The organism is Micromonospora sp. NPDC049374, assembly GCF_040677165.1.
Lineage (GTDB): Bacteria > Actinomycetota > Actinomycetes > Mycobacteriales > Micromonosporaceae > Micromonospora.
Map to the genome: position 1 here is coordinate 28949 of NZ_JBFAQH010000015.1, position 21130 is coordinate 50078.

Annotated in this window: 22 protein-coding genes and 1 pseudogene; 8 read left to right on the forward strand and 15 right to left on the reverse strand. The window is 72.4% G+C overall.

Annotation, left to right across the window (positions count from 1 at the left end; genetic code table 11):
- Positions 1 to 12: 12 nt before the first annotated feature.
- The 3 genes and pseudogenes from hisI to AB0J93_RS23120 form a co-directional block, all read right to left on the reverse strand.
- Complete coding sequence (hisI, locus tag AB0J93_RS23110; RefSeq protein WP_363924549.1) at positions 13 to 441, reverse strand: phosphoribosyl-AMP cyclohydrolase; 429 nt, start codon at positions 439 to 441, stop codon at positions 13 to 15.
- 180 nt (positions 442 to 621) lie between these two features.
- Positions 622 to 1326 (reverse strand): annotated as a pseudogene (locus AB0J93_RS23115) (phosphoribosyl-AMP cyclohydrolase); the annotation flags it as partial.
- Positions 1327 to 1434: 108 nt separating this feature from the next.
- On the reverse strand, positions 1435 to 1827 hold the full coding sequence (locus AB0J93_RS23120) for a MerR family transcriptional regulator (protein ID WP_363924406.1): 393 nt from the start codon (positions 1825 to 1827) through the stop codon (positions 1435 to 1437).
- Positions 1828 to 1943: 116 nt separating this feature from the next.
- Here AB0J93_RS23120 and AB0J93_RS23125 point away from each other — a divergent pair, with 116 nt between their 5' ends.
- The 3 genes from AB0J93_RS23125 to AB0J93_RS23135 all read left to right on the forward strand — a co-directional run bounded on the left by AB0J93_RS23125 (position 1944) and on the right by AB0J93_RS23135 (position 4104).
- Positions 1944 to 2675 (forward strand): ABC transporter ATP-binding protein, encoded by a 732-nt coding sequence (locus AB0J93_RS23125; protein WP_363924407.1) that lies wholly within the window; start codon positions 1944 to 1946, stop codon positions 2673 to 2675.
- Positions 2675 to 3430, forward strand: a complete 756-nt coding sequence (locus AB0J93_RS23130) for an ABC transporter permease (RefSeq protein WP_363924408.1) — start codon at positions 2675 to 2677, stop codon at positions 3428 to 3430. Before AB0J93_RS23125 ends, AB0J93_RS23130 begins: the two co-directional genes overlap by 1 nt.
- 77 nt (positions 3431 to 3507) lie before the next feature.
- Positions 3508 to 4104, forward strand: a complete 597-nt coding sequence (locus AB0J93_RS23135) for a TetR family transcriptional regulator (protein WP_363924409.1) — start codon at positions 3508 to 3510, stop codon at positions 4102 to 4104.
- A gap of 64 nt (positions 4105 to 4168) precedes the next feature.
- On the opposite strand, the gene AB0J93_RS23140 is transcribed toward AB0J93_RS23135, so the two are convergent.
- The 3 genes from AB0J93_RS23140 to AB0J93_RS23150 form a co-directional block, all read right to left on the reverse strand.
- The gene (locus tag AB0J93_RS23140; RefSeq protein ID WP_363924410.1) at positions 4169 to 4900 is read right to left on the reverse strand and encodes a DUF2470 domain-containing protein; all 732 of its coding nucleotides are present in this window, start codon (positions 4898 to 4900) and stop codon (positions 4169 to 4171) included.
- 64 nt (positions 4901 to 4964) lie between these two features.
- A complete protein-coding gene (locus tag AB0J93_RS23145; RefSeq protein WP_363924550.1) occupies positions 4965 to 6740 on the reverse strand; it encodes an ABC transporter ATP-binding protein in 1776 nt (591 codons plus the stop codon).
- 123 nt (positions 6741 to 6863) lie between these two features.
- The gene (locus AB0J93_RS23150) at positions 6864 to 8732 is read right to left on the reverse strand and encodes an ABC transporter ATP-binding protein (RefSeq protein WP_363924411.1); all 1869 of its coding nucleotides are present in this window, start codon (positions 8730 to 8732) and stop codon (positions 6864 to 6866) included.
- 161 nt (positions 8733 to 8893) lie between these two features.
- On the opposite strand from AB0J93_RS23150, the gene AB0J93_RS23155 reads away from it, so the two are divergent.
- The 3 genes from AB0J93_RS23155 to AB0J93_RS23165 all read left to right on the forward strand — a co-directional run bounded on the left by AB0J93_RS23155 (position 8894) and on the right by AB0J93_RS23165 (position 12545).
- Entirely contained in the window at positions 8894 to 9523 is a 630-nt protein-coding gene (locus tag AB0J93_RS23155) for a TIGR03085 family metal-binding protein (protein WP_363924413.1), read from the forward strand.
- Positions 9524 to 9646: 123 nt separating this feature from the next.
- On the forward strand, positions 9647 to 10585 hold the full coding sequence (locus tag AB0J93_RS23160) for a terpene synthase (protein WP_363924414.1): 939 nt from the start codon (positions 9647 to 9649) through the stop codon (positions 10583 to 10585).
- 139 nt (positions 10586 to 10724) lie between these two features.
- Positions 10725 to 12545, forward strand: a complete 1821-nt coding sequence (locus tag AB0J93_RS23165; RefSeq protein ID WP_363924415.1) for a long-chain fatty acid--CoA ligase — start codon at positions 10725 to 10727, stop codon at positions 12543 to 12545.
- 82 nt (positions 12546 to 12627) lie between these two features.
- Here the strand turns inward: AB0J93_RS23165 and AB0J93_RS23170 are convergent, their stop codons facing one another.
- The 3 genes from AB0J93_RS23170 to AB0J93_RS23180 all read right to left on the reverse strand — a co-directional run bounded on the left by AB0J93_RS23170 (position 12628) and on the right by AB0J93_RS23180 (position 15849).
- Positions 12628 to 13920, reverse strand: coding sequence for a low temperature requirement protein A (locus AB0J93_RS23170; protein WP_363924416.1), 1293 nt, complete (start codon positions 13918 to 13920; stop codon positions 12628 to 12630).
- Positions 13921 to 13995: 75 nt separating this feature from the next.
- The gene (locus AB0J93_RS23175; RefSeq protein WP_363924551.1) at positions 13996 to 14316 is read right to left on the reverse strand and encodes a hypothetical protein; all 321 of its coding nucleotides are present in this window, start codon (positions 14314 to 14316) and stop codon (positions 13996 to 13998) included.
- A 75-nt stretch (positions 14317 to 14391) separates the two neighbouring features.
- Entirely contained in the window at positions 14392 to 15849 is a 1458-nt protein-coding gene (locus AB0J93_RS23180) for a PLP-dependent aminotransferase family protein (RefSeq protein ID WP_363924417.1), read from the reverse strand.
- 58 nt (positions 15850 to 15907) lie between these two features.
- Between AB0J93_RS23180 and AB0J93_RS23185 the strand changes: the two genes are divergently transcribed.
- Entirely contained in the window at positions 15908 to 16561 is a 654-nt protein-coding gene (locus AB0J93_RS23185; protein WP_363924418.1) for a hypothetical protein, read from the forward strand.
- A gap of 143 nt (positions 16562 to 16704) precedes the next feature.
- The gene (locus tag AB0J93_RS23190; RefSeq protein WP_363924419.1) at positions 16705 to 17166 is read left to right on the forward strand and encodes a hypothetical protein; all 462 of its coding nucleotides are present in this window, start codon (positions 16705 to 16707) and stop codon (positions 17164 to 17166) included.
- A 104-nt stretch (positions 17167 to 17270) separates the two neighbouring features.
- Here the strand turns inward: AB0J93_RS23190 and hisF are convergent, their stop codons facing one another.
- The 6 genes from hisF to AB0J93_RS23220 all read right to left on the reverse strand — a co-directional run bounded on the left by hisF (position 17271) and on the right by AB0J93_RS23220 (position 21121).
- On the reverse strand, positions 17271 to 18038 hold the full coding sequence (gene hisF, locus AB0J93_RS23195) for an imidazole glycerol phosphate synthase subunit HisF (RefSeq protein WP_363924420.1): 768 nt from the start codon (positions 18036 to 18038) through the stop codon (positions 17271 to 17273).
- Positions 18039 to 18105: 67 nt separating this feature from the next.
- Entirely contained in the window at positions 18106 to 19104 is a 999-nt protein-coding gene (locus tag AB0J93_RS23200; RefSeq protein WP_363924421.1) for an NADP-dependent oxidoreductase, read from the reverse strand.
- A 67-nt stretch (positions 19105 to 19171) separates the two neighbouring features.
- Positions 19172 to 19897 carry a bifunctional 1-(5-phosphoribosyl)-5-((5-phosphoribosylamino)methylideneamino)imidazole-4-carboxamide isomerase/phosphoribosylanthranilate isomerase PriA gene (gene priA / locus AB0J93_RS23205; protein WP_363924422.1) on the reverse strand — a complete coding sequence of 242 codons (726 nt, stop codon included), beginning with the start codon at positions 19895 to 19897 and terminating at the stop codon, positions 19172 to 19174.
- Between the two features lie 22 nt (positions 19898 to 19919).
- The gene (locus AB0J93_RS23210) at positions 19920 to 20240 is read right to left on the reverse strand and encodes a hypothetical protein (protein ID WP_363924423.1); all 321 of its coding nucleotides are present in this window, start codon (positions 20238 to 20240) and stop codon (positions 19920 to 19922) included.
- Between the two features lie 30 nt (positions 20241 to 20270).
- Positions 20271 to 20903, reverse strand: a complete 633-nt coding sequence (gene hisH / locus AB0J93_RS23215) for an imidazole glycerol phosphate synthase subunit HisH (protein WP_363924552.1) — start codon at positions 20901 to 20903, stop codon at positions 20271 to 20273.
- A 35-nt stretch (positions 20904 to 20938) separates the two neighbouring features.
- Positions 20939 to 21121 carry a hypothetical protein gene (locus AB0J93_RS23220; protein ID WP_363924424.1) on the reverse strand — a complete coding sequence of 61 codons (183 nt, stop codon included), beginning with the start codon at positions 21119 to 21121 and terminating at the stop codon, positions 20939 to 20941.
- Between the last annotated feature and the right edge of the window lie 9 nt (positions 21122 to 21130).

The following is a 21130-nucleotide window of genomic DNA, read 5'->3' on the forward strand; positions in this document are numbered from 1 at the left end:
CGCTTCGCTCGCTCATGAGGCCACCTCGCCGGTGACCGGGAGCTCGGTGGAGAAGCAGGTGCGCTGCCCGGTGTGGCAGGCGGCACCGACCTGGTCGACGCTGACCAGTACCGCGTCACCGTCGCAGTCGAGCGCGACGGAACGGACGTACTGATGGTGGCCGGAGGTGGCGCCCTTGACCCAGTACTCGCGCCGGCTGCGCGACCAGTAGGTGGCCCGGCCGGTGGTCAGCGTGCGGTGCAGGGCCTCGTCGTCCATCCAGGCCATCATCAGCACCTCGCCGCTGCCGTGTTGGCGGACCACCGCGGCCACCAGGCCGTCGGGGGTGCGTCGCAGGCGGCCGGCGATCGCCGGGTCGAGGCGTGACGGTCGCTGCGAACCGCCCGGCCGCTCCGGCTGCTCAGGGTGGGCGCCGGTCACCGGCGCGTCAGGTACGGGCACAGTGAGCCATTGTCCCGCACGCGGCGCGGGTACCCCAGCGGGCTCCCGGCTGGCGGAAGGCGTACCGCCGCCGGGCCGACCCAACTGGGCCACGTAGCGGTCCAGGCGCCCGTCCAGCAGGGCGTCGGCGAGATCCGGCCCGGCCGCCCGGGCGACCTCGGCGGCGTACGGACGGATCAGCGGCAGGGTGCCGGTCACCAGGCGGGCCGCCGCCGCCCACACCTGGCCGGTCGAGACGGGACGCAGGCCGAGGCAGCGCAGCATGTCCTCGCGGTAGCCGGCGGGCGCCACCGGCAGGTCGAGCGCGGCGGCGAAGGCCGACCGGCGGGAGACCACCCGTACCGACGGGTTCGCCAGCCGCAGCACCGAGGGACAGAGCCGAGCCAGGTCGGCAGCGGCCAACCGGGCACCGAGCGCGTCCTCGTCGTCCCGGGCCGCCGCCACCTTGCCGAGCGTGGCGATCAGTTCCTCCAGCCGTGGCTCGTCGGCCGGCTGGCAGAGCACCGGCAGGTCGATGCGGTGCCGCCAGTACGGGTCGGCCCAGAGCAGCCGGGTGGGGGCTGTCACCGGCAGACCGAACGCCCAGTCGGCCGGCTCACCGAGCCGGGTCACCCAGGAGCGGATGTCCCGGGCCGCTACCGACACGTGGGTCAGCCGGCCGGAGTGCTCCGCGAGGTACGCCCGACGTGCCGCGTACGGAGCGCCACCGAGCAGCACGTCGACGTCGACGTCGCTGTGCGCGGTGGCGGCTCGGCGCGCGTGGCTGCCGCGCAGCAGGATGCCCACCACGGGCCGGTCGGCGCTCGCCCGCAGCCGTGCGGCCCAGTCGTCGAAGAACCCACTGTCCGGTGACGGAGCGTGATCCACTGCGCCATCGTGCCGCACGTCCGATCAGGGTGCAATGACCGGTGACGGACCTGGCGTCCGATCCGGTACTGACTGACCGTGCTATTGGCTTTGCCACCGTGGAGGGCGTTTAGCCCGATTACGCACTCAGTCGAACTCGCCCAGCTCCGCCCGCCGGTAGTGGTCGATCTTGAAGTCGAGCACCTTGAGGTCCTCCTCCAGCTCGTCCATCCGGTGCAGCACCCGTACGCGATGCTCCTCGAACAGCGCCCGGCGGGCACCGAGCGTGCCATCACCCTGTCGGGCCAGCTCGACGTAGCGACGCATGTCGCGCACCGGCATGCCGGTGCGGCGCAGCCGGGTCAGCAGCAACAGCCAGTTGACGTCCTCCGTGGTGTAGCGACGCCGACCGGCGGAATCCCGGCCCACCGGGGCCACCAGCCCCTCCTGCTCGTACCAACGCAACGTGTGGGTGGTCAGGCCGACCCGCTGGGCCGCCTCGCTGACGGTGAAGGTCGGCTCCCGCGTACCGATGTCCATCGTTCGAGGGTCCCAGCACCGGCGGGCCCGGCGCGACCCCGCGCCGCGTGCTTGCCGAAACGGCGGTATTTCACCTACCGTTGATTTCAACAGACGATGAATTGGGGAGGTGGGCGATGGGCGACGCGATCGCCGTCCGGGGCCTGGTCGTGGACCGGGGCGGACGGCGGGTGCTGCACGCGATCGACGCCACGGTGCCGCGCGGCTCGGTCACCGGTCTGCTCGGGCCGAGCGGCAGCGGCAAGACCACGTTGATGCGCGCGGTCGTCGGAGTGCAGGTGATCGCCGCCGGCACGGTGACGGTGCTCGGAGCCCCGGCCGGCTCGCCGCCACTGCGCCACCGGGTCGGTTACCTGACCCAGGCGCCGAGCGTCTACGCCGACCTGACGGTGCGGGAGAACGCCCGCTACTTCGCCGCGCTGCACGGCCGCGACCGGGCCGAGGCCGACCGGGCGGTGGCCGACGTCGGGCTGGCCTCGGCGGCGAGCCAACTGGTGGGCACCCTCTCCGGCGGGCAGCGCAGCCGGGCGTCGCTGGCCTGCGCACTGGTCGGCGAGCCCGAGCTGATCGTGCTCGACGAGCCCACCGTCGGTCAGGATCCGGTGCTGCGGGCCGACCTCTGGGCCCGCTTCCACGCGCTGGCCGCGACCGGGACGACCCTGCTGGTGTCGAGTCACGTGATGGACGAGGCCGCCCGGTGCGACCGGTTGCTGCTCATCCGCGAGGGACGGCTCATCGCCGACGACACGCCAGCGGCCATCCGGGCCGCCGCCGGGGTGGACGACCTCGACGAGGCGTTCCTGCGGCTGATCAGAGCCGCTCAGCCCGACCAGTCCGGGGAGGCGTGATGAACCCGCGCATCCTCTCCGCCACCGTCACGCGCATCCTGCGGCAGCTGCGCCACGACCGACGGACCGTCGCGCTGCTGGTGGCCGTGCCCACCGTCCTGCTCACCCTGGTCTACTACATGTACGCCGACCAGCCCGCGCCGCCCGGGCAGCCGTCGACGTTCGACCGGATCGCGCTGGTGATGCTCGGCTTCTTCCCGTTCATCATCATGTTCCTGGTGACAAGTATCGCGATGCTGCGCGAGCGCACCACCGGCACGCTGGAACGGCTGCTCACCACCCCACTGGGCAAGACCGACCTGCTCTTCGGGTACGGGATCGCCTTCGGGCTGGCCGGCGCGGTGCAGGCCGGCATCGCCTCCGCCGTCGCGTACTGGGTCTTCGGCCTCCAGACGGCCGGCAGCAGCGCCCTGGTCATCATGATCGCCGCACTGAACGCGGTGCTCGCCGTCGCGCTCGGGCTGCTCTGCAGCGCCTTCGCCCGCACCGAGTTCCAGGCCGTACAGTTCATGCCGGTCGTCGTCGCGCCACAACTGCTGCTCTGCGGGCTGTTCGTGCCCCGCGACGAGATGGCCGGCTGGTTGCAGGCGATCAGTGACGTGCTGCCCCTGTCGTACGCCGTCGAGGCCCTGCAGGAGGTCGGCGCGCACGCCGAACCGACCGGGACGATGTGGCGTGACGTGGCGATCGTCGCCGCCGCGGCGGTGCTGGCGCTGGTCCTCGCCGCGGCCACCCTGCGCCGGCGCAGCGGCTGACGGCACCGTGCCTGCCCGGCGCGGGTGGGCCGCGCCCGCCGGGCAGGCACGGCCGCCGACAGGAGCGAGGGAGGGCGATGGTACGGCGCAGCGGACGGCGACCCGGCAAACCCGGCACCCGGGACGCGATTCTCGACGCGGCCCGGGCCGTCTTCGCCGAACGCGGCTTCGACGCCAGCACCATCCGGGCCATCGCCGCCTCGGCCGGGGTCGACCCGGCCCTGGTGCACCACTACTTCGGCACCAAGGAACAGCTCTTCCTGGCCGCCATGCGGTTCCCGGTGGACCCTCGGGAACTGCTGCCGAAGGTGCTCGCCGGTGACCGTGCCGCCCTCGGCGAGCGGCTGGTACGCATGTTCGTCACGGTCTGGGACTCGCCGGCCGGTGCCGCCGGGGTGGCCCTGCTGCGCTCCGCGGTCAGCAGCGAATGGACCGCCCGGCTGCTGCGCGAGTTCCTCACCACCCAGGTGCTGCGCCGGGTCCTCGACCAGCTCGACGTCGATCCGGCCGAGGTGCCGCTGCGCGGATCGCTGGTGGCCAGCCAACTCGTCGGGCTGGCGCTGATGCGCTACGTGATCCGGTTGGAGCCGGTGGCCTCCGCCGCGCCGGAGACCCTGATCGCCACGGTCGGCCCGACCGTGCACCGCTATCTCACCGGCGACCTCGCCGGTTGATCCGGCGGAGACCTGTCGACCCGGCGGGACCGCAGAGACCGGCAGCGACCTGCGCGACGGTCGGTCAGCTCGCGCAGAACACCGGGTGCAGCAGCCGGGTCAGGTCGGCCTGGTCGGTCAACCGGCGGCCGAAGGCGAGCCGGGCCCGTCGCCGGGCGCCCGGCCGGCCGAAGCTCACCAGCATCCCGTACCTGTCGATCCGCTCGACCCGTGGCGCGTGCTCGACCGGGCCGGCGGCCAGGCCGAGCTGCCGGCGCAGGTAGTCCGTCATCCGCTGGGCGTGGTCCTCGCCCAGGTGGGCGAGCAGACCCGCCTCGAGCGGGTGCAGCGGGTCCGGCTCGGCCTCGGCGTACGCCCCAGGGTCGATCCGGCGCAACTCGCCGGCCCGGTGCCAACGCGCCTCGGCCACCTCGAAGCGGAAGAGCCGGAATCGGGTGCCGACGTCGAGCAGGTCGCCGGTGGGCTCCACGGCGGCGAAGTCCACCGCGGCGGCCCGTGCCTCGTCGCCGGCCAACAAACGCGCCCAACCGGAGACCAGAGCCCGGCCGAGTGACGGTGCCCCGGCGGCCGGCGGCAGGTCGAGCACGTCGAGCACCACCGCGACGGCGCGGTCCCCGGCACCGGGACCCAGCGCCGCCGCGAGATCGCTGACCACCGGCACCAGCAGCAACACCCGCCCCTCGGGGTCGGTGGCGTGGCGCGCGTGGTGCAGACCGGGCCGGCAGGCCAGGTGGACGAGGCCGGGCAACCGACCCGCGACCAGGGTCCGGACGATCTCAGCGGGGCTGGGCCGCATGACACGACCTCCTTTGAGGTTAGGCTTACCTAACTCGGAGGGTATGGCATCGGCTCCGCGTCGTCTACCGGGTCTGCTCAAGCCACGAGGCGTAGAGCAGCCCGTACACCGAATCCGGCTCGCGGACCAGCTCGTCGTGCGAGCCACGCTGCACGACCCGCCCCCGGTCCACCACGATCACCTCGTCGGCGTTCTGCGCCGTCGACAGCCGGTGCGCGATCGCCAGGGTGGTCCGACCCCGGGTCACCGCGTCCAACGTCCGCTGCAACCGCACCTCGGTGGCCGGGTCCACCGCACTTGTCGCCTCGTCCAGCACCAGCAGGTCCGGATCGGCCACATACGCCCGGGCCAACGCCACCAACTGGCGCTCCCCCACGCTCAACGCCTCGCCACGCTCGCCCACCCCGGTGGCCAGCCCGGCGGGCAGCCCGTCCAGCCAGTCGGCCAGACCCAACTCGGTGAAAGCGGCGGTGAGCTGCTCATCGGTCAGCTCCGGACGGGCGAAGCGGACGTTGTCGGCCACCGTGGCGTCGAACAGGAACCCGTCCTGCGGAACCATCACCACCCGGGAACGCAGCGAGTCGAAACGCACGTCGGTCAGCGGCACCCCGGACAGCAGCACCGCCCCGGCCGTCGGATCCATCAGCCGGGTCACCAGCTTGGCGAAGGTGGTCTTGCCGCTACCGGTCTCACCGACCACCGCCACCCGACTCTTCGCCGGGATCTCCAGGCTGATGTCGTGCAGCACCGTCGGACCGCCCGGATAGGCGAAGCGCACGCCGCCGAAGCGGATGTCCAGCGGCCCGGTGGGCAGCTCACGCCCCTGCGCCCCCGGATCCGCCACATCCGGTTCGACATCCAGCACGTCGAGCACCCGACGCCAGCCGGCGATCGCGTTCTGCGCCTCGTTCAGCACCTCGGTGGCGATCTGCACCGGCTGGATGAAGAGCGTCACCAGGAACAGGAACGCGGTGATCTCACCGATGCTCAGCGTCCGGTCGGCGCCGAGGAACACCCCGAGCACCACCACGCCGGCCAGCGCCAGCCCGGCGGCCAGCTCACCGACCGAGCTGCCGAGGATGCTGATCCGGATCGCCTTCTGCTGCGCCCGCCGCTGACCGTCGATCGCCTCGTCCAGCCGCCGGGCGGTACGGCCCGCGATGCCGTACGCCCGGATCACCGGCGCGCCGACCACGCTCTCCCCGACCGCCCCCAGCAGGGCGCCGGTGCGCTGCCGGACCACCCCGTACGCAGCGGCGAGCCGGCGCTGGAGCAGCCGGATCACCAGTACCGCCGGCCCGAAGGCGACGAAGACCACAAGCGTCAACTGCCACGAGTACGCCAGCATCACGGCCGTGGTGACCACCAGCTGCCCCAGGTTGACCAGCAGGATCACCCCACCCCACTGAAGGAACTGGGTGATCTGGTCGACGTCGCTGGTGACCCGGGAAACCAGGGAACCCCGCCGCTCCGACTGCTGGTGCAGCATCGACAGGTCGTGCACGTGCCGGAAGGCGCGTACCCGCACCCCCGCCAGCGCCGTCTCGCTGACCGTGAACAGTCGGCGCATCATCAGGTAGCCACAGGTCGTGGTCACCACCAGCACCGCCGCGGTGACCGACACCACCACGAACAGCGCGTCCAGGTCCAACCCGCCGGCGATGCCCCGGTCGATGCCCTGCTGCACGGCCACCGGCACGGCCACCCGGCCGATCATGTACACCAGTGCCAGAGCGAGGGTGCCGGCCAACCCGACCCGCAGTTCCGGGGAGAGCGCCAGCCCTCGACGCAGCGTCCGCCACGTCGACTCGGCCTGCTCCGGCGCTTCGCCGACCGTCACCGAGCCCACGCTCACCGGGTCCGCCTTTCGTTCGCGACTGCGGGGCTCGCAAGCTCACTCCTCGCGCTCACCGGGTCCGCCTTTCGTTCGCGACTGCGGGGCTCGCAAGCTCACTCCTCGCGCTCACCGGTCCACCTCCAGTCCGGAGGTCATCGGGGTGACCTCGTCGTACGTGCGCTGCCGGTCAGGGTCGACCTCGGCCTGCTCGTAGGCGGTGACGAGATCGGCGTAGCCCGGCACGGTGGCCAGCAGCGTGCTGTGGGTGCCCCGCGCCACCACCCGCCCCTGCTCCAGGTAGATGACCTCGTCGGCGAGGGCGATGGTGGCCCGCCGGTAGGCCACCACCAGGATCGACGCGCCCGGGCCGCCGCCGGCCGACGAGCGCAGCCCGGCCAGGATGGCGGCCTCCACCCGGGGGTCGACCGCGCTTGTCGCGTCGTCGAGCACCAGCAGTCGGGGCCGACCCGCCAACGCCCGGGCGAGGGTTAGTCGCTGCCGCTGGCCGCCGGAGAGGGACGTGCCCCGCTCACCGACCATGGTGTCCAGCCCGTCGGGCAGGGCGGCGACGAACCCGTCGGCCTCGGCCAGGCGCAGCGCGGCCCAGACGGCCTCGTCGTCGACGCCGGGGCGGTCCAGCGAGACGTTGGCCCGGACGGTGTCGTCGAAGACGAAGGGCACCTGGGCGACCAGCGCGGCGGTACCGGCGAGTACGTCCGCGGCAAGGTCACGGACATCCACGCCGTCGATGCTGACCGTGCCCGACTGCGGATCGACCAGCCGGACCGCCAGCGCGGTGATGGTGGACTTGCCGGCGCCGGTCGGCCCGACCAGGGCGACGGTCTTGCCGGCCGGCACGGTGAAGGAGACCTCGCCCAACACCTCGGCTCCGGGCAGGTGCGCCTCGGCGGGTTCGTAGGCAAATCCGACGTCGGCGAAGGTGAGCGTGGCCGGCGTCGCCACGGCCGGGTCCGGCCGGGTGTCGCCGTACGGCATCTCGCCGGTGGCGTCCAGCACCCGGCGGATCCGGTCCCAGCCGGCGACGCTGCGCGGCAGTTCGGCCAGCACCCAGCCGATGGCCCGCACGGGGAAGGCCAGCACGGTGAAGAGGAAGGCCACGCTGACCAGCTCGGACACCTCGATGGCACCCTGGCGCAGCCGGTACGCGCCGACCACAAGCACGGCGAGCGTGCCCAGGCTGGGCAGGGTCTCCAGCATCGGATCGAAGATGCCCCGGAGCCGACCGACCGAGATCAGCGCGTCGCGCAACTCGCCGGCCCGATCCGCGAACCGGGCGGTCTCCTGGGCCTCCCGACCCATCGTCTTGACCACCAGCGCACCGTCGAAGCTCTCGTGCGCGATGCCGCTGACCTCGGCCCGCAGGCGCTGGGCCCGCGCCTGACGCGGGGCCATCCGGCGGGAGTACGCCACGTTGAGCGCGAACAGGGCCGGGAAGACGGCCAGCCCGACCAGCGCCAGCGCCCAGTCGACGGCGAACAGTGACGTCACCGCGCCGATCAGCATCACCAGCGTGCCCACCGCGAACGGTAACGGCGCGATCGGTTGCCAGGCGGCCTCGACGTCGGAGTTGGCGTTGGACAGCAGCGTGCCGGTCGCGTTGCGGTGGTGCCAGGACAGCGGCAGTTCCAGGTAACGGCGGGTGACCCGGCGGCGGTAGGCGGCCTGGAGGCGGAACTGCATGTAGCCGGCGCCGAGCCGTCGACCGAAGATGCCGACCACCCGCAGCACGCTCAGCCCGAGCAGTGCCGCGGCGGCCAGCGCCAGCGCGCTCACCGCCACCGAACCGCTCTCGACGGCCGGCACCACCACATCACCGACCACCGCGCCGACCACGAACGCGCTGGCGACCACCATCAGGCCGAACAGCACGCTGCCGGACACCGCGACCGCGAAGATCCTCGGTTGTTCCCGGATGGCCTGCCCGAGAACGGCCAGCCCGCGACCGAGCACGTCCCGACTAGTCCCGCTCGCCACATTCTCCCCCGCCGTAAGCCGCCATAATCCTCTCTCATCCTTACCGCTACGCGCCCGGTACGCCGACCCCCGGCGATATGTCCGACGTCACCCCACGGACCGGATCGACCGCGTGCCGGCTCGGCACGCGACCTCGTCCGCACCGGCTTACGATCACTGTCATGTCGCGGTACGCCCGATCGGAGCGCGAGGCGCTCACCGAGCTGATGTCCACCCTGGGCCCGGACGCCCCGACCCTCAACGAGGGCTGGACGACGCGGGACCTCGCCGCACATCTGGTGGTCCGGGAGCGTCGTCCGGACGCCGCGACGGGCATCTTTCTCCCGCCACTGAGCGGGTACGCCGAGCGGGTGCGGCGTCAGGTCGCCGCCCTCGACTGGACCGAGCTGCTCGGCCAGGTGCGGCGTCCTCCGCTGTGGAGCCCGGTGAGCAATCCGCTGACCGACGAGCTGACCAACACGCTGGAGTTCTTCATCCATCACGAGGACGTACGCCGCGCCCGGGCCGGCTGGCAGCCCCGCGAGTTGCCGGCGGGGTTGGAGCGGGCGCTGTGGCGACGGGTGTCGGCGCTGGGCCGGCTGGCCCTGCGTCGCTTCCCGGCCCAGGTGCTGGTCCAGGCGCCCGGTCACGGCGAGGTGGCCACCGGCCGTGGCGGCGAGCCGCTGCGGCTGGTCGGCACGCCCGGTGAGCTGGCCCTGTTCCTGTCCGGCCGGCAACGCGCTGCGCGGGTGCAACTCGACGGCACGCCGGCCCTGGCCGATCGGCTCCGCACGGCCAGCCTGGGCTTCTAACCCTCTGTGCGGAACCGGTCACGGCAAAATCCGAAACGTTACTCTACTCATCGACCGACCACCATTGGTGCTCCCGTACGCTGACCCGCGCCGCCTCGTGGGGGGGTGGCGACAGGGAGCGCGATGCGAAGCTTTGTGGTCTCGGCCCTGCGAGAGCCTCCGTTCGCCGGCGTCCGCCACGAGGACACCGAGCGCGTGGCCCGGGAGAGCACGGGCTGGGCGCAGGAGCTGGGCCTGATCAGTAACGGGCAGCGGCTGCACCGAGCGGATGCGGCCGGGCTCGCCGGGCGGGCCTGCCCGCAGGCCCCGCCGGAACGCCTGCGCCTGCTGACCGACCTGATCTCCTGGCTGTTCGTGATGGACGACGCCTGCGACGAGGACGGGCTGGGTGCCGATCCCACGCTGCTCGCACCGACCGTGGCCGCGCTGCTTGACGTGCTGGACCGCCAGGGCGCGCCGGGTCCGGTGCCGCCCGGCGCGGCCGGGACGCTGGCGCTCGGCCTGGCCGACCTGTGCCAGCGGGTACGCGGCCACCGACGCCCGGCGGTGCTGCTGCGGTTCGTCGCCGGGATGCGCGATTACCTGCTGGCGCTGCTGTGGGAGGCGGCGAACCGGGAACACGAGCGGGTCCCGCCGGTCGACGAGTACGTCCAGATGCGCCGGCACACCGGTGCGGTGTACCCCAGTCTCACCCTGACCGACCTGGCGCTGGACGGCTTTCCGCCGGCCGTACGCCGAGCCGACCCCGGGTGGGCCGCCCTGGAGATGCTGGCCGCCGACCTCATCTGCTGGTGCAACGACGTCTTCTCCTACCGCAAGGAACACCAGGGCGGGCCGGACGCGCACAACCTGATCACGGTGCTGACCAGGGAGACCGGCGACGAGTCGGTGGCGCTGCGGGCCGCCGCCGACCGGTTCAACGATCGGCTCGGCGCATACCTGGCGGCCGAGACCAACCTGTTGGCCAGCCACGGCGACGCGGTACGGCCGGCGCTGGACACCCGGCGGAACTGGATCCGGGCCACCTACGACTGGTCACGGACAGCGGCGCGCTACGCATGAGACGAGGGTGTCATTCGCGGGAACGGGCTGGTAGATGATCGTCAGGGCTAGCCGACGCCCGGGGACAGGCAATACCCTTCGGTAACGAACACCGACCGTGACGACCGTCACGCCTCCACCCCCGAAGGCGGCTACAGCGATGGCTCTCGATGTACCGTACAGCTCCATTCCTGACATGTTCCTCAAGCGCGTGGCGGCGTCCCCCGACCGCCACGCTTTCGCCCACCCTGGCCCGGACGGACCGGTCTGGCTGACCTGGGCACAGGTCTCCCAGCGGGCCAAGGCGGTCGCCGCCGGCCTGCACGGCCTGGGCGTCGGTCAGGAGGACCGGGTCGCGATCCTGGCGAACACCCGGCTCGAATGGGTGATCGCCGACTTCGGCATCATGTGCGCCAGCGGCGCCACGACCACGGTCTACCCGACCACCGAGCCCGAGGACGCCACCTACATCATCTCCGACTCCGGCTCGAAGGTGCTGTTCGCGGAGAATCCGGACCAGGCGGCCAAGATCGCCGGGGCGCAACTGCCGGCACTGACCCACGTGGTCCTCTTCGACGGTGCCGCCGATCCGTCCGCGGCCGTGCCCCAACTGACCCTCGCCCAGTTGGAGGAGCAGGGCGCCCAGCGGCTCGCCGAGGACCCGGAGCTGATCGAGCGCCTGGTCACCGGCATCGGCCCGGACCATCTGGCCACCCTGATCTACACCTCCGGCACCACCGGGCGTCCCAAGGGCGTCGAACTGCTGCACGGCGGCTGGTGCTGGGAGGGCGTGGCGCAGGAGGCGGTCGGGCTGCTCCGCGAGGACGACCTGCAGTACCTCTGGCTGCCGCTGTCCCACTCGTTCGGCAAGACGCTGCTCTGCGGTGCCACGCACGTCGGCCTGCCCACGTACGTGGACGGCCGGGTCGACAAGCTCGTCGAGCTGCTCTCGGTGGTCCGCCCGACGTTGATGTGCGGCGCACCCCGGGTCTTCGAGAAGGTCTACAACAAGTCGGTCACCACCGCACAGGGCGCCGGTGGGGCAAAGGCCAAGATCTTCGCCTGGGCGGTGGGGGTCGGCAAGGAGAAGGTCGCCCTGGAGCAGGCCGGCAAGGCGGTGCCGGGCGGGCTGAAGCTCAAGTACACGCTGGCGGAGAAGCTGGTCTTCAGCAAGCTCCAGGCCCGTCTCGGTGGCCGCATCCGGGTGCTGGTCTCCGGTGCCGCCCCGCTCAGCCCGGAGATCGCCACCTTCTTCGCCGCGGCGAACCTGCCGATCTCCGAGGGTTACGGGCTGACCGAGACCAGCGCCGGTAACTTCGTCAACCCGCCCGAGGGGCTGCGGATCGGCACCGTCGGCAAGGCCATGGGCGACCTTGAGTGCCGCATCGACACCGACGGCGAGATCCTGCTCAAGGGCCGGCCGGTGATGCGGGGCTACCACAACCTGTCCGAGGAGACGGCCGCCGCGTTCACCGAGGACGGCTTCTTCCGTACCGGCGACATCGGCAGCCTCGACGACGACGGCTACCTGCGCATCACCGACCGCAAGAAGGACCTGGTCAAGACCTCCGGCGGCAAGTACGTCGCACCGTCACACATCGAGGGCATGTTCAAGGCCACCTGCCCGTACACCTCGCAGGCGGTGGTGATCGGCCAGGCCCGCAACTACTGCACGATGCTTGTCACGCTGGACCCGGACGCCATCGCCGGCTGGGCGGCCGGCACCCCGCTGGAGGGCCGCTCGTACCCCGAGATCGTCGCCTCCCCCGAGGCCCAGGCCATGGTCGAGGAGTACGTCGCCCAGCTCAACCAGAAGCTGAACCGCTGGGAGACCATCAAGAAGGTCACCATCCTGCCGCGCGACCTGACCATCGAGGACGGTGAGATCACCCCGTCGCTGAAGATCAAGCGTCGTGGGGTGGAGAGCAACTTCGCCGACGAGATCGACAAGATGTACGCCGGCACCGTCGCCGAGATCTGATCGACGGTCATCCCCCGGCCCCGTACCTGCGCCAGGTGCGGGGCCGGTGCCGGTGCCCGGTTCCCCGCGCCGCGGGTCGGTGTCACAGCCGGCGGCGGAACACGTTCGCCTCGTCCTCCAGGGCGAGCTGCTCCTCCAGGGCCAGGCGCCGCACCCGTCGGCGCACCGGGCCGTCCCGCCCGACCTGCACCAGCACCAGCACGACGAAGACCGTGCCGACCAGGGTCAGGTTGGCCAGGCTCGGCAACGACAGCAGCGCCGGCGCCGAGACCGCCAGCACGCCGGCACCTATCAGCGGCCGGCGGGCCAGGCGATGGAACATGCGCCACTGCATGGCGACCAACGCCAGCAGGTAGACCACCAACCCGCCGTAGAGCGAGAGCAGTTCCAACCCGCCGAAGGTGTCCTGGTTGGGCAGCACGGCGGGGTCGGTGAGGCGGGCGATCATGCGCTTGATCCCGAGGGCGAAGAAGATGATTCCGACGATCAACGGCAGGTGCAGGTAGGTGTACACGTCCCGGACCAGGGGGATCCGCTCCGGCCCCCGCACGCCGTGCAGGTGCTGCTCCATAGCGAGGGCGAGGGTGTCGAAGTAGAGCCACCACAGCGCGAAGATGATGCTGAGGGTGACACCCGCCGCGTAGATGGCCCACCAGCTGATCGGCCGGCCGGTGCGCTCCGCCGCACCCAGGCCAAGGGCGATCACCAACTCACCCAGCGCGACGAGCACGATCAGTCCGTGCCGCTCGGCCAGATGCCCGGCCGAGCGCACCTGCCACGTGGTGCGGATCAGCAGGAGGGCGACGGTGTACTCGAACGACAATGCCACCATCCACAGCCCGAGCCGCACACCCAGCGCCACCCTTTCACCGAAGAGCATGTCAGGCAGCACGGCGGCGATCAGGATGAGCACCGCGCCGCCCGTCGCCGGCAGGGTCAGCAGCACCGCCCGGCGGCGTGACGACACGGTCACGCTCGCCCAGAAGGCCACGATTTTGGTGAGCCAGGTGAGCAGGTAGGCCGTGGCGAACACCAGCGGACCGACCAGACCGCCCGGCTCGTCGTCGAACGCCACATCGGTGGTGAGGGCCAGCACGAAGATCGACGCCATGACGCCGAAGCCGACCGCAGGCATGATCCCCTGGTCGGCACGGACGAGATTGCCGAGTGCGGCGAAGCCGGTCCAGCACGACCAGAGCAACGCCAGCACGAGGAGTGTCTCGATCAGGGCCACCGCGGTCAGTTGCTCGGAGGTCAAGGTGGTGACGTTGAGGAAGGCGAAGACGAAGACCACGTCGTAGAAGAGTTCGAGCCGGGTCACCCGGGAGCCCGGCCGGCCCCAGCTGACCAGATCGGATCTGCCGCCGGTGCCCACCCCGGCAGTGTGCCAAGGATGACGACGGACCTGGGGATGTTTGGTCGAACCCTGGAAGTGGAGTCCGGCCGCCAGTCACAGGTGGCGCCCGCGCCAGGTGGTCTGCTCGGCCTCGGTGGCGAGCTGTTCCGCCAGCGCCACCTCACGCACCCGTCCACGCAGCCCCGCGTCCACCTTCGTCTGCACCACCACCGTGGCCAGCACGACCACCGTCAGCAACCCCAGCGCGGCCAGTTCCGGCAACCGGGCGGCGAGCGGTGACAGCGCCCCCAGCAGGGCGACACAGGCGAGCGTCGGCCACCGTGACAGCCGCAGCACCCGCCAGCCCAGCACCACCAGGGTGAGCAGGTACAGCGCCACCCCGCCGTACAGGACCAGCAGGTCGAACCCGGGCAGGCGGGCACCGCCGAACGGGACGTCCGGATCGGCGGGATCGGTCCGTCGATTCCGGTTCGCCGTGCGGGCCCCGGCTCAGGCGATGACGCTCGGCTCCCGCCAGCGGGGTTGCCCCGCCCGATCCAGGTCGTAGCGGACCGCTGCGATCCGCCCGACCGCCTCGACCAGGTCGGCGGCGGGCAGGGTGAACGGCAGCCGCAGGAAGCGCTCCAGCGTCCCGTCGAGGCCGAAGCGCGGTCCGGGCGCCAGGCGTACGCCGACCTCCTCGGCGGCCCGCGCCAGGGCACTGGAGATCGGCCCGTCCAACTCGGCCCAGAGGGTCACCCCGCCGCGCGGCACGGTGACCCGCCACTCGGGCAGCCGGGCGGCCAGCGCGCCGAGCAACGCGTCACGCTGCACGGCCAGTTGTGCCCGCCGGGCGGCCACGATGGCCGGCGCGACGTCCAGCAGGTGCACCGCGACCAACTGGTCCAGCACCGGGCTGGACATGTCCACACCCACCCGCGCCGCGGCCAGCCGCTGCACCTGCGGCGCCGAGCTGCGGATCCAGCCGATCCGCAGCCCACCCCAGAACGGCTTGCTCATGCCACCGACGCTTACCACCCGGGAGTGCCGGTCGAAGCTCGCCGTCGGCGGCGGCAGGTCGGTCCCGTCCAGCGGCAGATCCACGAACGACTCGTCGATCACGAGATCGGTGCCGACCGCGTGCGCGGTGGCCACCAGCCGCTCCCGCAGCTCGGCCGGCATCAGGTGCCCGGTCGGGTTCTGAAAGTCGGGGATCAGGTACCCGACCCGGGGTCGCACCTGTCGCAGCGTGCCCAGCAGCAGGTCCGCGTCCCAACCGTCGGCATCGGCGGCCAGGCCGTACGTGGTGATCCGGGCCCGCCGGGCGGCGAGTGCCGCGAGCGCGTTGGGGTAGCTCGGCGACTCGACAAGCACCCCGCCGCCTGGCGCGACCGCCAGCCGCAGAACCAGGTCCAGGGCGTGCTGCGTGCCGTTGGTGACCATGATCTGGTCGGGCGAGGTGGGCAGGCCCCGCTCGGTGTACCGCTGGGCGACCGCCTCCCGCAGCTCGATGATCCCGATCGGGTGGTACCCGGCACCGTTGAGGTAGCGGGGCAGGTCCTCCGCCGCCGCGCGGGCCGCCGGCAGCAGCTCGGGCGGGGCGGCCAACGCCGCCACCCCGAGGTCGAGCATGTCCCGGTCGTCCAGCGGGATCCAGAGTCCGTTGGGCGCCACCCGGTGCGTCCCCGGCAGCATCGTCCAGCTTCCGGCGCCCCGCCGGCTGGCCAGGTGCCCGCTGTCGCGCAGCTCGCGGTACGCGGCCGTGACGGTGGTACGGCTGATCCGCAGCGCCTCGGCCAGGTCCCGTTCGGCCGGCAGCCGCACGCCGAGGGGTAGCCGCCCGTCGGCGAGCAGACCGCGTACCGCCCCGGCCAGCGCGGCGTAGTCCGGGCTGCGCCGTCGGCCGGGCAGGGCGTGCCACTGCCCGAGCAGTCGAGCCAATTGGACCCCGCGCACCTGACTTACCATGGCCACTCTCCCAAGATTGGCTCTATCGCGAGGCCAATTGGCACCTAGAGTGGCATGCGTGGCAATGATTGGCAACCTCCGGCACCGGCCGACCCGACGACTCACCCACCTGTTCGCGGGGCTCATCGTCTACGGCTTCAGCATGGCGCTGATGATCCGCTCCGGGCTCGGGCTGAACCCCTGGGACGTCTTCCACCAGGGACTGTCCCGGCTGACCGGGCTGAGCATGGGCACCGTGGTCATCGCGGTGGGCGCGCTGGTGCTGCTGGCCTGGATCCCGCTGCGCCAACGCCCCGGCCTCGGAACCGTCGCCAACGTGGTGGTGATCGGCCTGGCGGTCGACGCGAGCCTGGCCCTGCTGCCGCCCGGAGGGTCGCTCGCGCTGCGGATATTCCTGCTGGTCGCCGGGATCGTCGGCAACGGCGCGGCCACCGCGCTCTACCTCGGCGCCCGACTCGGCCCCGGCCCTCGGGACGGGCTGATGACCGGCCTGGTCGCCCGCCGCCCCGGCCGGTCGCTACGCCTGGTCCGCACCGTCATCGAAATCGGCGTGCTGGCCGTGGGAGCGGTGCTCGGTGGCACGGTCGGCATCGGCACCATCGCGTACGCGCTGACCATCGGACCACTGGCCCAACTGTTCCTGCCCGTGTTCGACGTCGCCGAACCGAACCCACCGGCACCGGAACGGATCGAGCCGGCACCAGCCATCTGACGATCACCCAACGCCACCGACACATACCGGATCGGGTCGGCCCCGTCCACCCACATCGACTGTCGGCAATCATGATGCCACTCACGGTCGCAGTGCGCCGCTCGGTGTTTTCCTGGAGCCGGGTCGCCCGGCAGAATCTCCGCATGGGGGACAACGCCTGGCGTCGTACCGACGCATGGATCTTCGTCTCGCTGGTGATCGCCAGCGGCGCCGGACGCCACCGACGGTCCACGACCACCCGCCGCCCCGAGGGAGTACGCCTCGCCGACGTGCTCTCCACGGCCGACCATCTCGACCACAGCATTCCCGAACGGCACGACATCGAGGAGGCGATCCGCCGGTTGCTCGGCGCCGGGCTGGTCGACGTCGCCGACGGCTGGTTCCGGCTCACTCCCGACGGCGAGCACCTGTGGCGCTCGCGGCCCAGCGCCGGCCTGGCCACCACCGTCGACACCGTGCAGGGCGTGCTCAGCCGCCGGCACGCACCCGGCACCGCGGACTGGCACCTCGACGAACAGGAGCACGCCGCCGCCGTGCAGGAGTACCTGGTGCGATCCATCCCGATGCCCCGGCGCTCCCCCGAAGGACACTCCGGCCGCGGCTGAGCGCCGCGCCGTCGTCGGCCGCGGCGGAGCGCTGGCGACGTCGTACCGCCCTGGCCGCGGCCAGGACGCGATCCGCCGGCTGCGATCGCAGCGCCCCGCCGGCGTCAGCGCACCGGGTGACCGGCGCCGCGCAGCACGTCCTTGACCTCCGCCACGGTCAGCTCCCCGAAATGGAACACACTGGCCGCCAGCACTGCGTCGGCGCCGGCGCCGATCGCCGGAGGAAAGTGGGTCGCCTCACCCGCACCACCGCTGGCCACCACCGGAACGTCGACGACCCGGCGCACCGCGCCGATGAGCTCCAGATCGAAACCGGCCTTCGTACCGTCGGCGTCCATCGAGTTGAGCAGGATCTCGCCCGCGCCCAGCTCGGCGCCGCGCCGCGCCCACTGCACGGCGTCCAGCCCGGTGCCGCGCCGGCCGCCGTGGGTGGTCACCTCGAAGCCGCTGGGGGTGGTGCCCGCCGACGCCCGCCGTACGTCGAGCGAGAGCACCAGCACCTGCCGACCGAACCGCTCCGCGATCTCCGCGAGTAGCTCCGGCCGGGCGATCGCCGCCGTGTTCACCCCGATCTTGTCGGCACCCGCGCGCAGCAGCGTGTCCACGTCCGCCACCGTCCGCACCCCGCCGCCGACGGTCAGCGGGATGAAGACCGACTCCGCCGTACGCCGGACCACGTCGAGCATCGTGCCCCGGTCGCTCGACGAGGCGGTGACGTCGAGGAAGGTCAACTCGTCGGCACCCGCGCGGTCGTACGCGGCAGCCAGCTCGACGGGGTCGCCCGCGTCCCGCAGGTCGAGGAAGTTGACGCCCTTGACCACCCGTCCCGCGTCCACGTCGAGACAGGGGATCACCCGTACCGCCACCGTCATGCGACGAGCCTATCGCCGCCCGTACGACGGCGGCCGGCCCGGCCGGGTCGACGGGGTGCGCCGCCGGTCACAGCCGCACCAGCATCTTGCCGAGGTTCTCGCCGCGCAGCAGGCCAAGGAAGGCCGCCGGGGCGTTCTCCAGGCCGTCGACGATCGTCTCGTCGTACGCCAGCGTGCCCTCGCGCAGCCACCCGGAGACCTCCTGGACGAACTGCTCCCGCAGGTGGCCGTGGTCGCTGACCAGGAAGCCGCGCAGGGTCAGCCGCTTGCCGATGACCTGGGCCAGGTTGCGCGGGGCAGCCGGCGCCTCGGTGTCGTTGTACTGCGCGATCATGCCGCAGATCGCCGCCCGACCGTGCAGGTTCATCGACGAGATGGCCGCCTCCAGGTGCTCGCCGCCGACGTTGTCGAAGTAGACGTCGACGCCGTCAGGGGCGGCGGCCCGCAGCAGGTCGCGTACCGGGCCGTCGTGGTAGTCGAACGCGGCGTCGAAGCCGAGCGCCCGCAGTCGCTCGACCTTGGCCGTCGACCCGGCGCTGCCGATCACTCGGCCGGCACCGCGGAGCCGGGCGATCTGGCCGACCATGCTGCCGACCGCGCCGGCCGCCCCGGAGACGAAGACCGTCTCGCCGGGACGCATCGCGGCCACCTCCAGCAGCCCGGCGTACGCGGTCAGCCCGGTCATCCCGAGCACACCGAGGTAGGCGGTCACCGGCGCCAGATCCGGATCGACCTTCCGGGCGGTCTTCGCCTCGACAAGCGCGTAGTCCCGCCAGCCGAGACCGTGCAGCACGGTGTCGCCCGGGGCGAACCCGTCGGCCTCGCCGCCGACCACCTCGCCGACCGCCCCGCCGTCCAGCGGTGCGTCCAGGGCGAACGGCGGCACGTAGGACCGCACGTCGTTCATCCGGCCGCGCATGTACGGGTCCACCGACATGTACCGGTTGCGCACGAGCAACTGCCCCGGGCCGGGCGTGGGGACCTCGGCGGTGACGAGTCGGAAGTTGTCATCGGTGGGCCAGCCCTGCGGGCGCGAGGCCAGCTGGATCTCACGGTTGGTGGGCACGGGGAGTGTCCTTCCTCTGCCGTCGGGGCGATGGCACGGCCGGGCCGGGGTCCGACCCCGGCCCGGATCACGGGTTGGCCAGGACCGCCAGGGCCTGAGCCACGGTGAACGCCTCCGCGTAGAGCGCCTTGCCGGCGATGACCCCCTCCACGCCGACCGACTCCAGGGTGGCCAGCGCCCGCAGGTCGTCCAGGGTGGAAACGCCGCCGGAGGCGATCACCGGGGCGTCGGTGCGGGCGCAGACCTCGCGCAGCAGGTCCAGGTTCGGCCCCCGCATGGTGCCGTCCTTGGTGATGTCGGTGACCACGTAACGGGAGGCACCGGCCTTGTCGAGCCGCTCCAGCACCTCGTACAGGTCGCCGCCGTCCCGGGTCCAGCCCCGGGCCGCCAGGGTCCGACCGCGCACGTCCAGCCCGATCGCGACCCGGTCGCCGTACTCCGCGCAGACCCGGTCGCACCACTGCGGATCCTCCAGCGCGGCGGTGCCGATGTTCACCCGCTCGGCACCGGTGGCCAACGCGGCACGCAGCGAGGCGTCGTCCCGGATGCCGCCGGACAACTCCACTCGTACGTCGAGGCGGCGCACCACCTCGGCGAGCAGTTCGGCGTTGGTGCCCCGGCCGAACGCGGCATCGAGATCTACCAGGTGGATCCACTCGGCACCGTCGCGCTGCCACGCCAGCGCAGCCTCCAGTGGGTCGCCGTAGGTGGTCTCGCTGCCCGCGGCGCCCTGCACGAGCCGGACGGCCTGGCCGTCGGCGACGTCCACGGCGGGCAACAGGGTGAGGCTCATGTGTCTTGTCCCTCTCGCATGGTCAACGGCGGTCCAGGGCGATCACCACGATCACCGGCAGGACGAGCAGCAGCAGCAGGATCAGCCCGACCCGCAGTGCCAGGTCGGGCACGAGCACCCAGATGAGGGTGATCGCGGCCAGGGTGAGCGCCACGATGGCGGCCCGCTCGCCCCGGGAGTATCGCGGCAACCGGCCCGTGCGACCCCGACGCACCGTCGGCACGACCCGGCGGACCAACGCCCGACGGCGGGCCCGACGGGCGGTGGCCCGCTCGCGCAGCACCCGCTGGCGGGCCGCCTCCGCCTCGCGGGCCGCCCGGCGCTGGGCCCGTTCCTTGCTCACCGTGCCTCCCTGCGGGCGTCACCCACCGGCTCAGCCACCGGCGGGCACGGTGGCCAGCCAGTTGCGCAGCAACGCGGCACCGGTGTCGGCGGACTTCTCGGGGTGGAACTGGACGGCCGACAGCGCGCCCCGTTCCACCGCCGCGACGAAGTCACAGTCATGGTGGGCCGTGGTGACCCGGGCCCCGGACGCCGTCAACGCGGCGGGGTCGCCGACGGCGTACGAGTGGACGAAGTAGAACCGGCTGTCGGCGGGCAGGCCGGCGAAGAGCACCGAGCCGACCGGTGCCTGCACGGTGTTCCAACCCATGTGCGGCAGCCGGGTGGCGGCGAGCCGGCTGACCGTGCCCGGCAGCAGACCCAGTCCCTTGGTCACCACCCCGTGCTCGTCACCGGACTCGAAGAGGATCTGCATGCCGACACAGATGCCCAGCACCGGGCGGCCGGCGGCGACCCGCCCGGCGATCACCGACCCGGCACCTATCGCCTCGATGCCGGCCACGCAGGCGGCGAAGGCACCCACTCCGGGAACCACCAGCCCGTCGGCGTCGGCCGCGGCGGCCAGATCACCGGTGACCACCACGTCGGCTCCGGCTGCGGCCAGCGCACGCTCGGCGGAGCGCAGGTTACCCGAGCCGTAGTCGAGCACCACGATCCGACGCAGCCCACGCGGGGCCGCCCCGCCGTCGGGCCGGCCGGTCATGACCCGTCCCCCGGCAGCAGCCAGAGCACCCCGGCGACGGTGGCCAGCACGGCCAGCAGCGCGGTGACGACCACCGCACCGCGAGGTGCCCCCTGCCGGTGCAGGGACAACGCCCCGCCGACCAGCACGCCGGCCAGGATCAGCAGCAACGTGGGCAGGATGCCGCTCACCGGCGACACCTCCGCCGC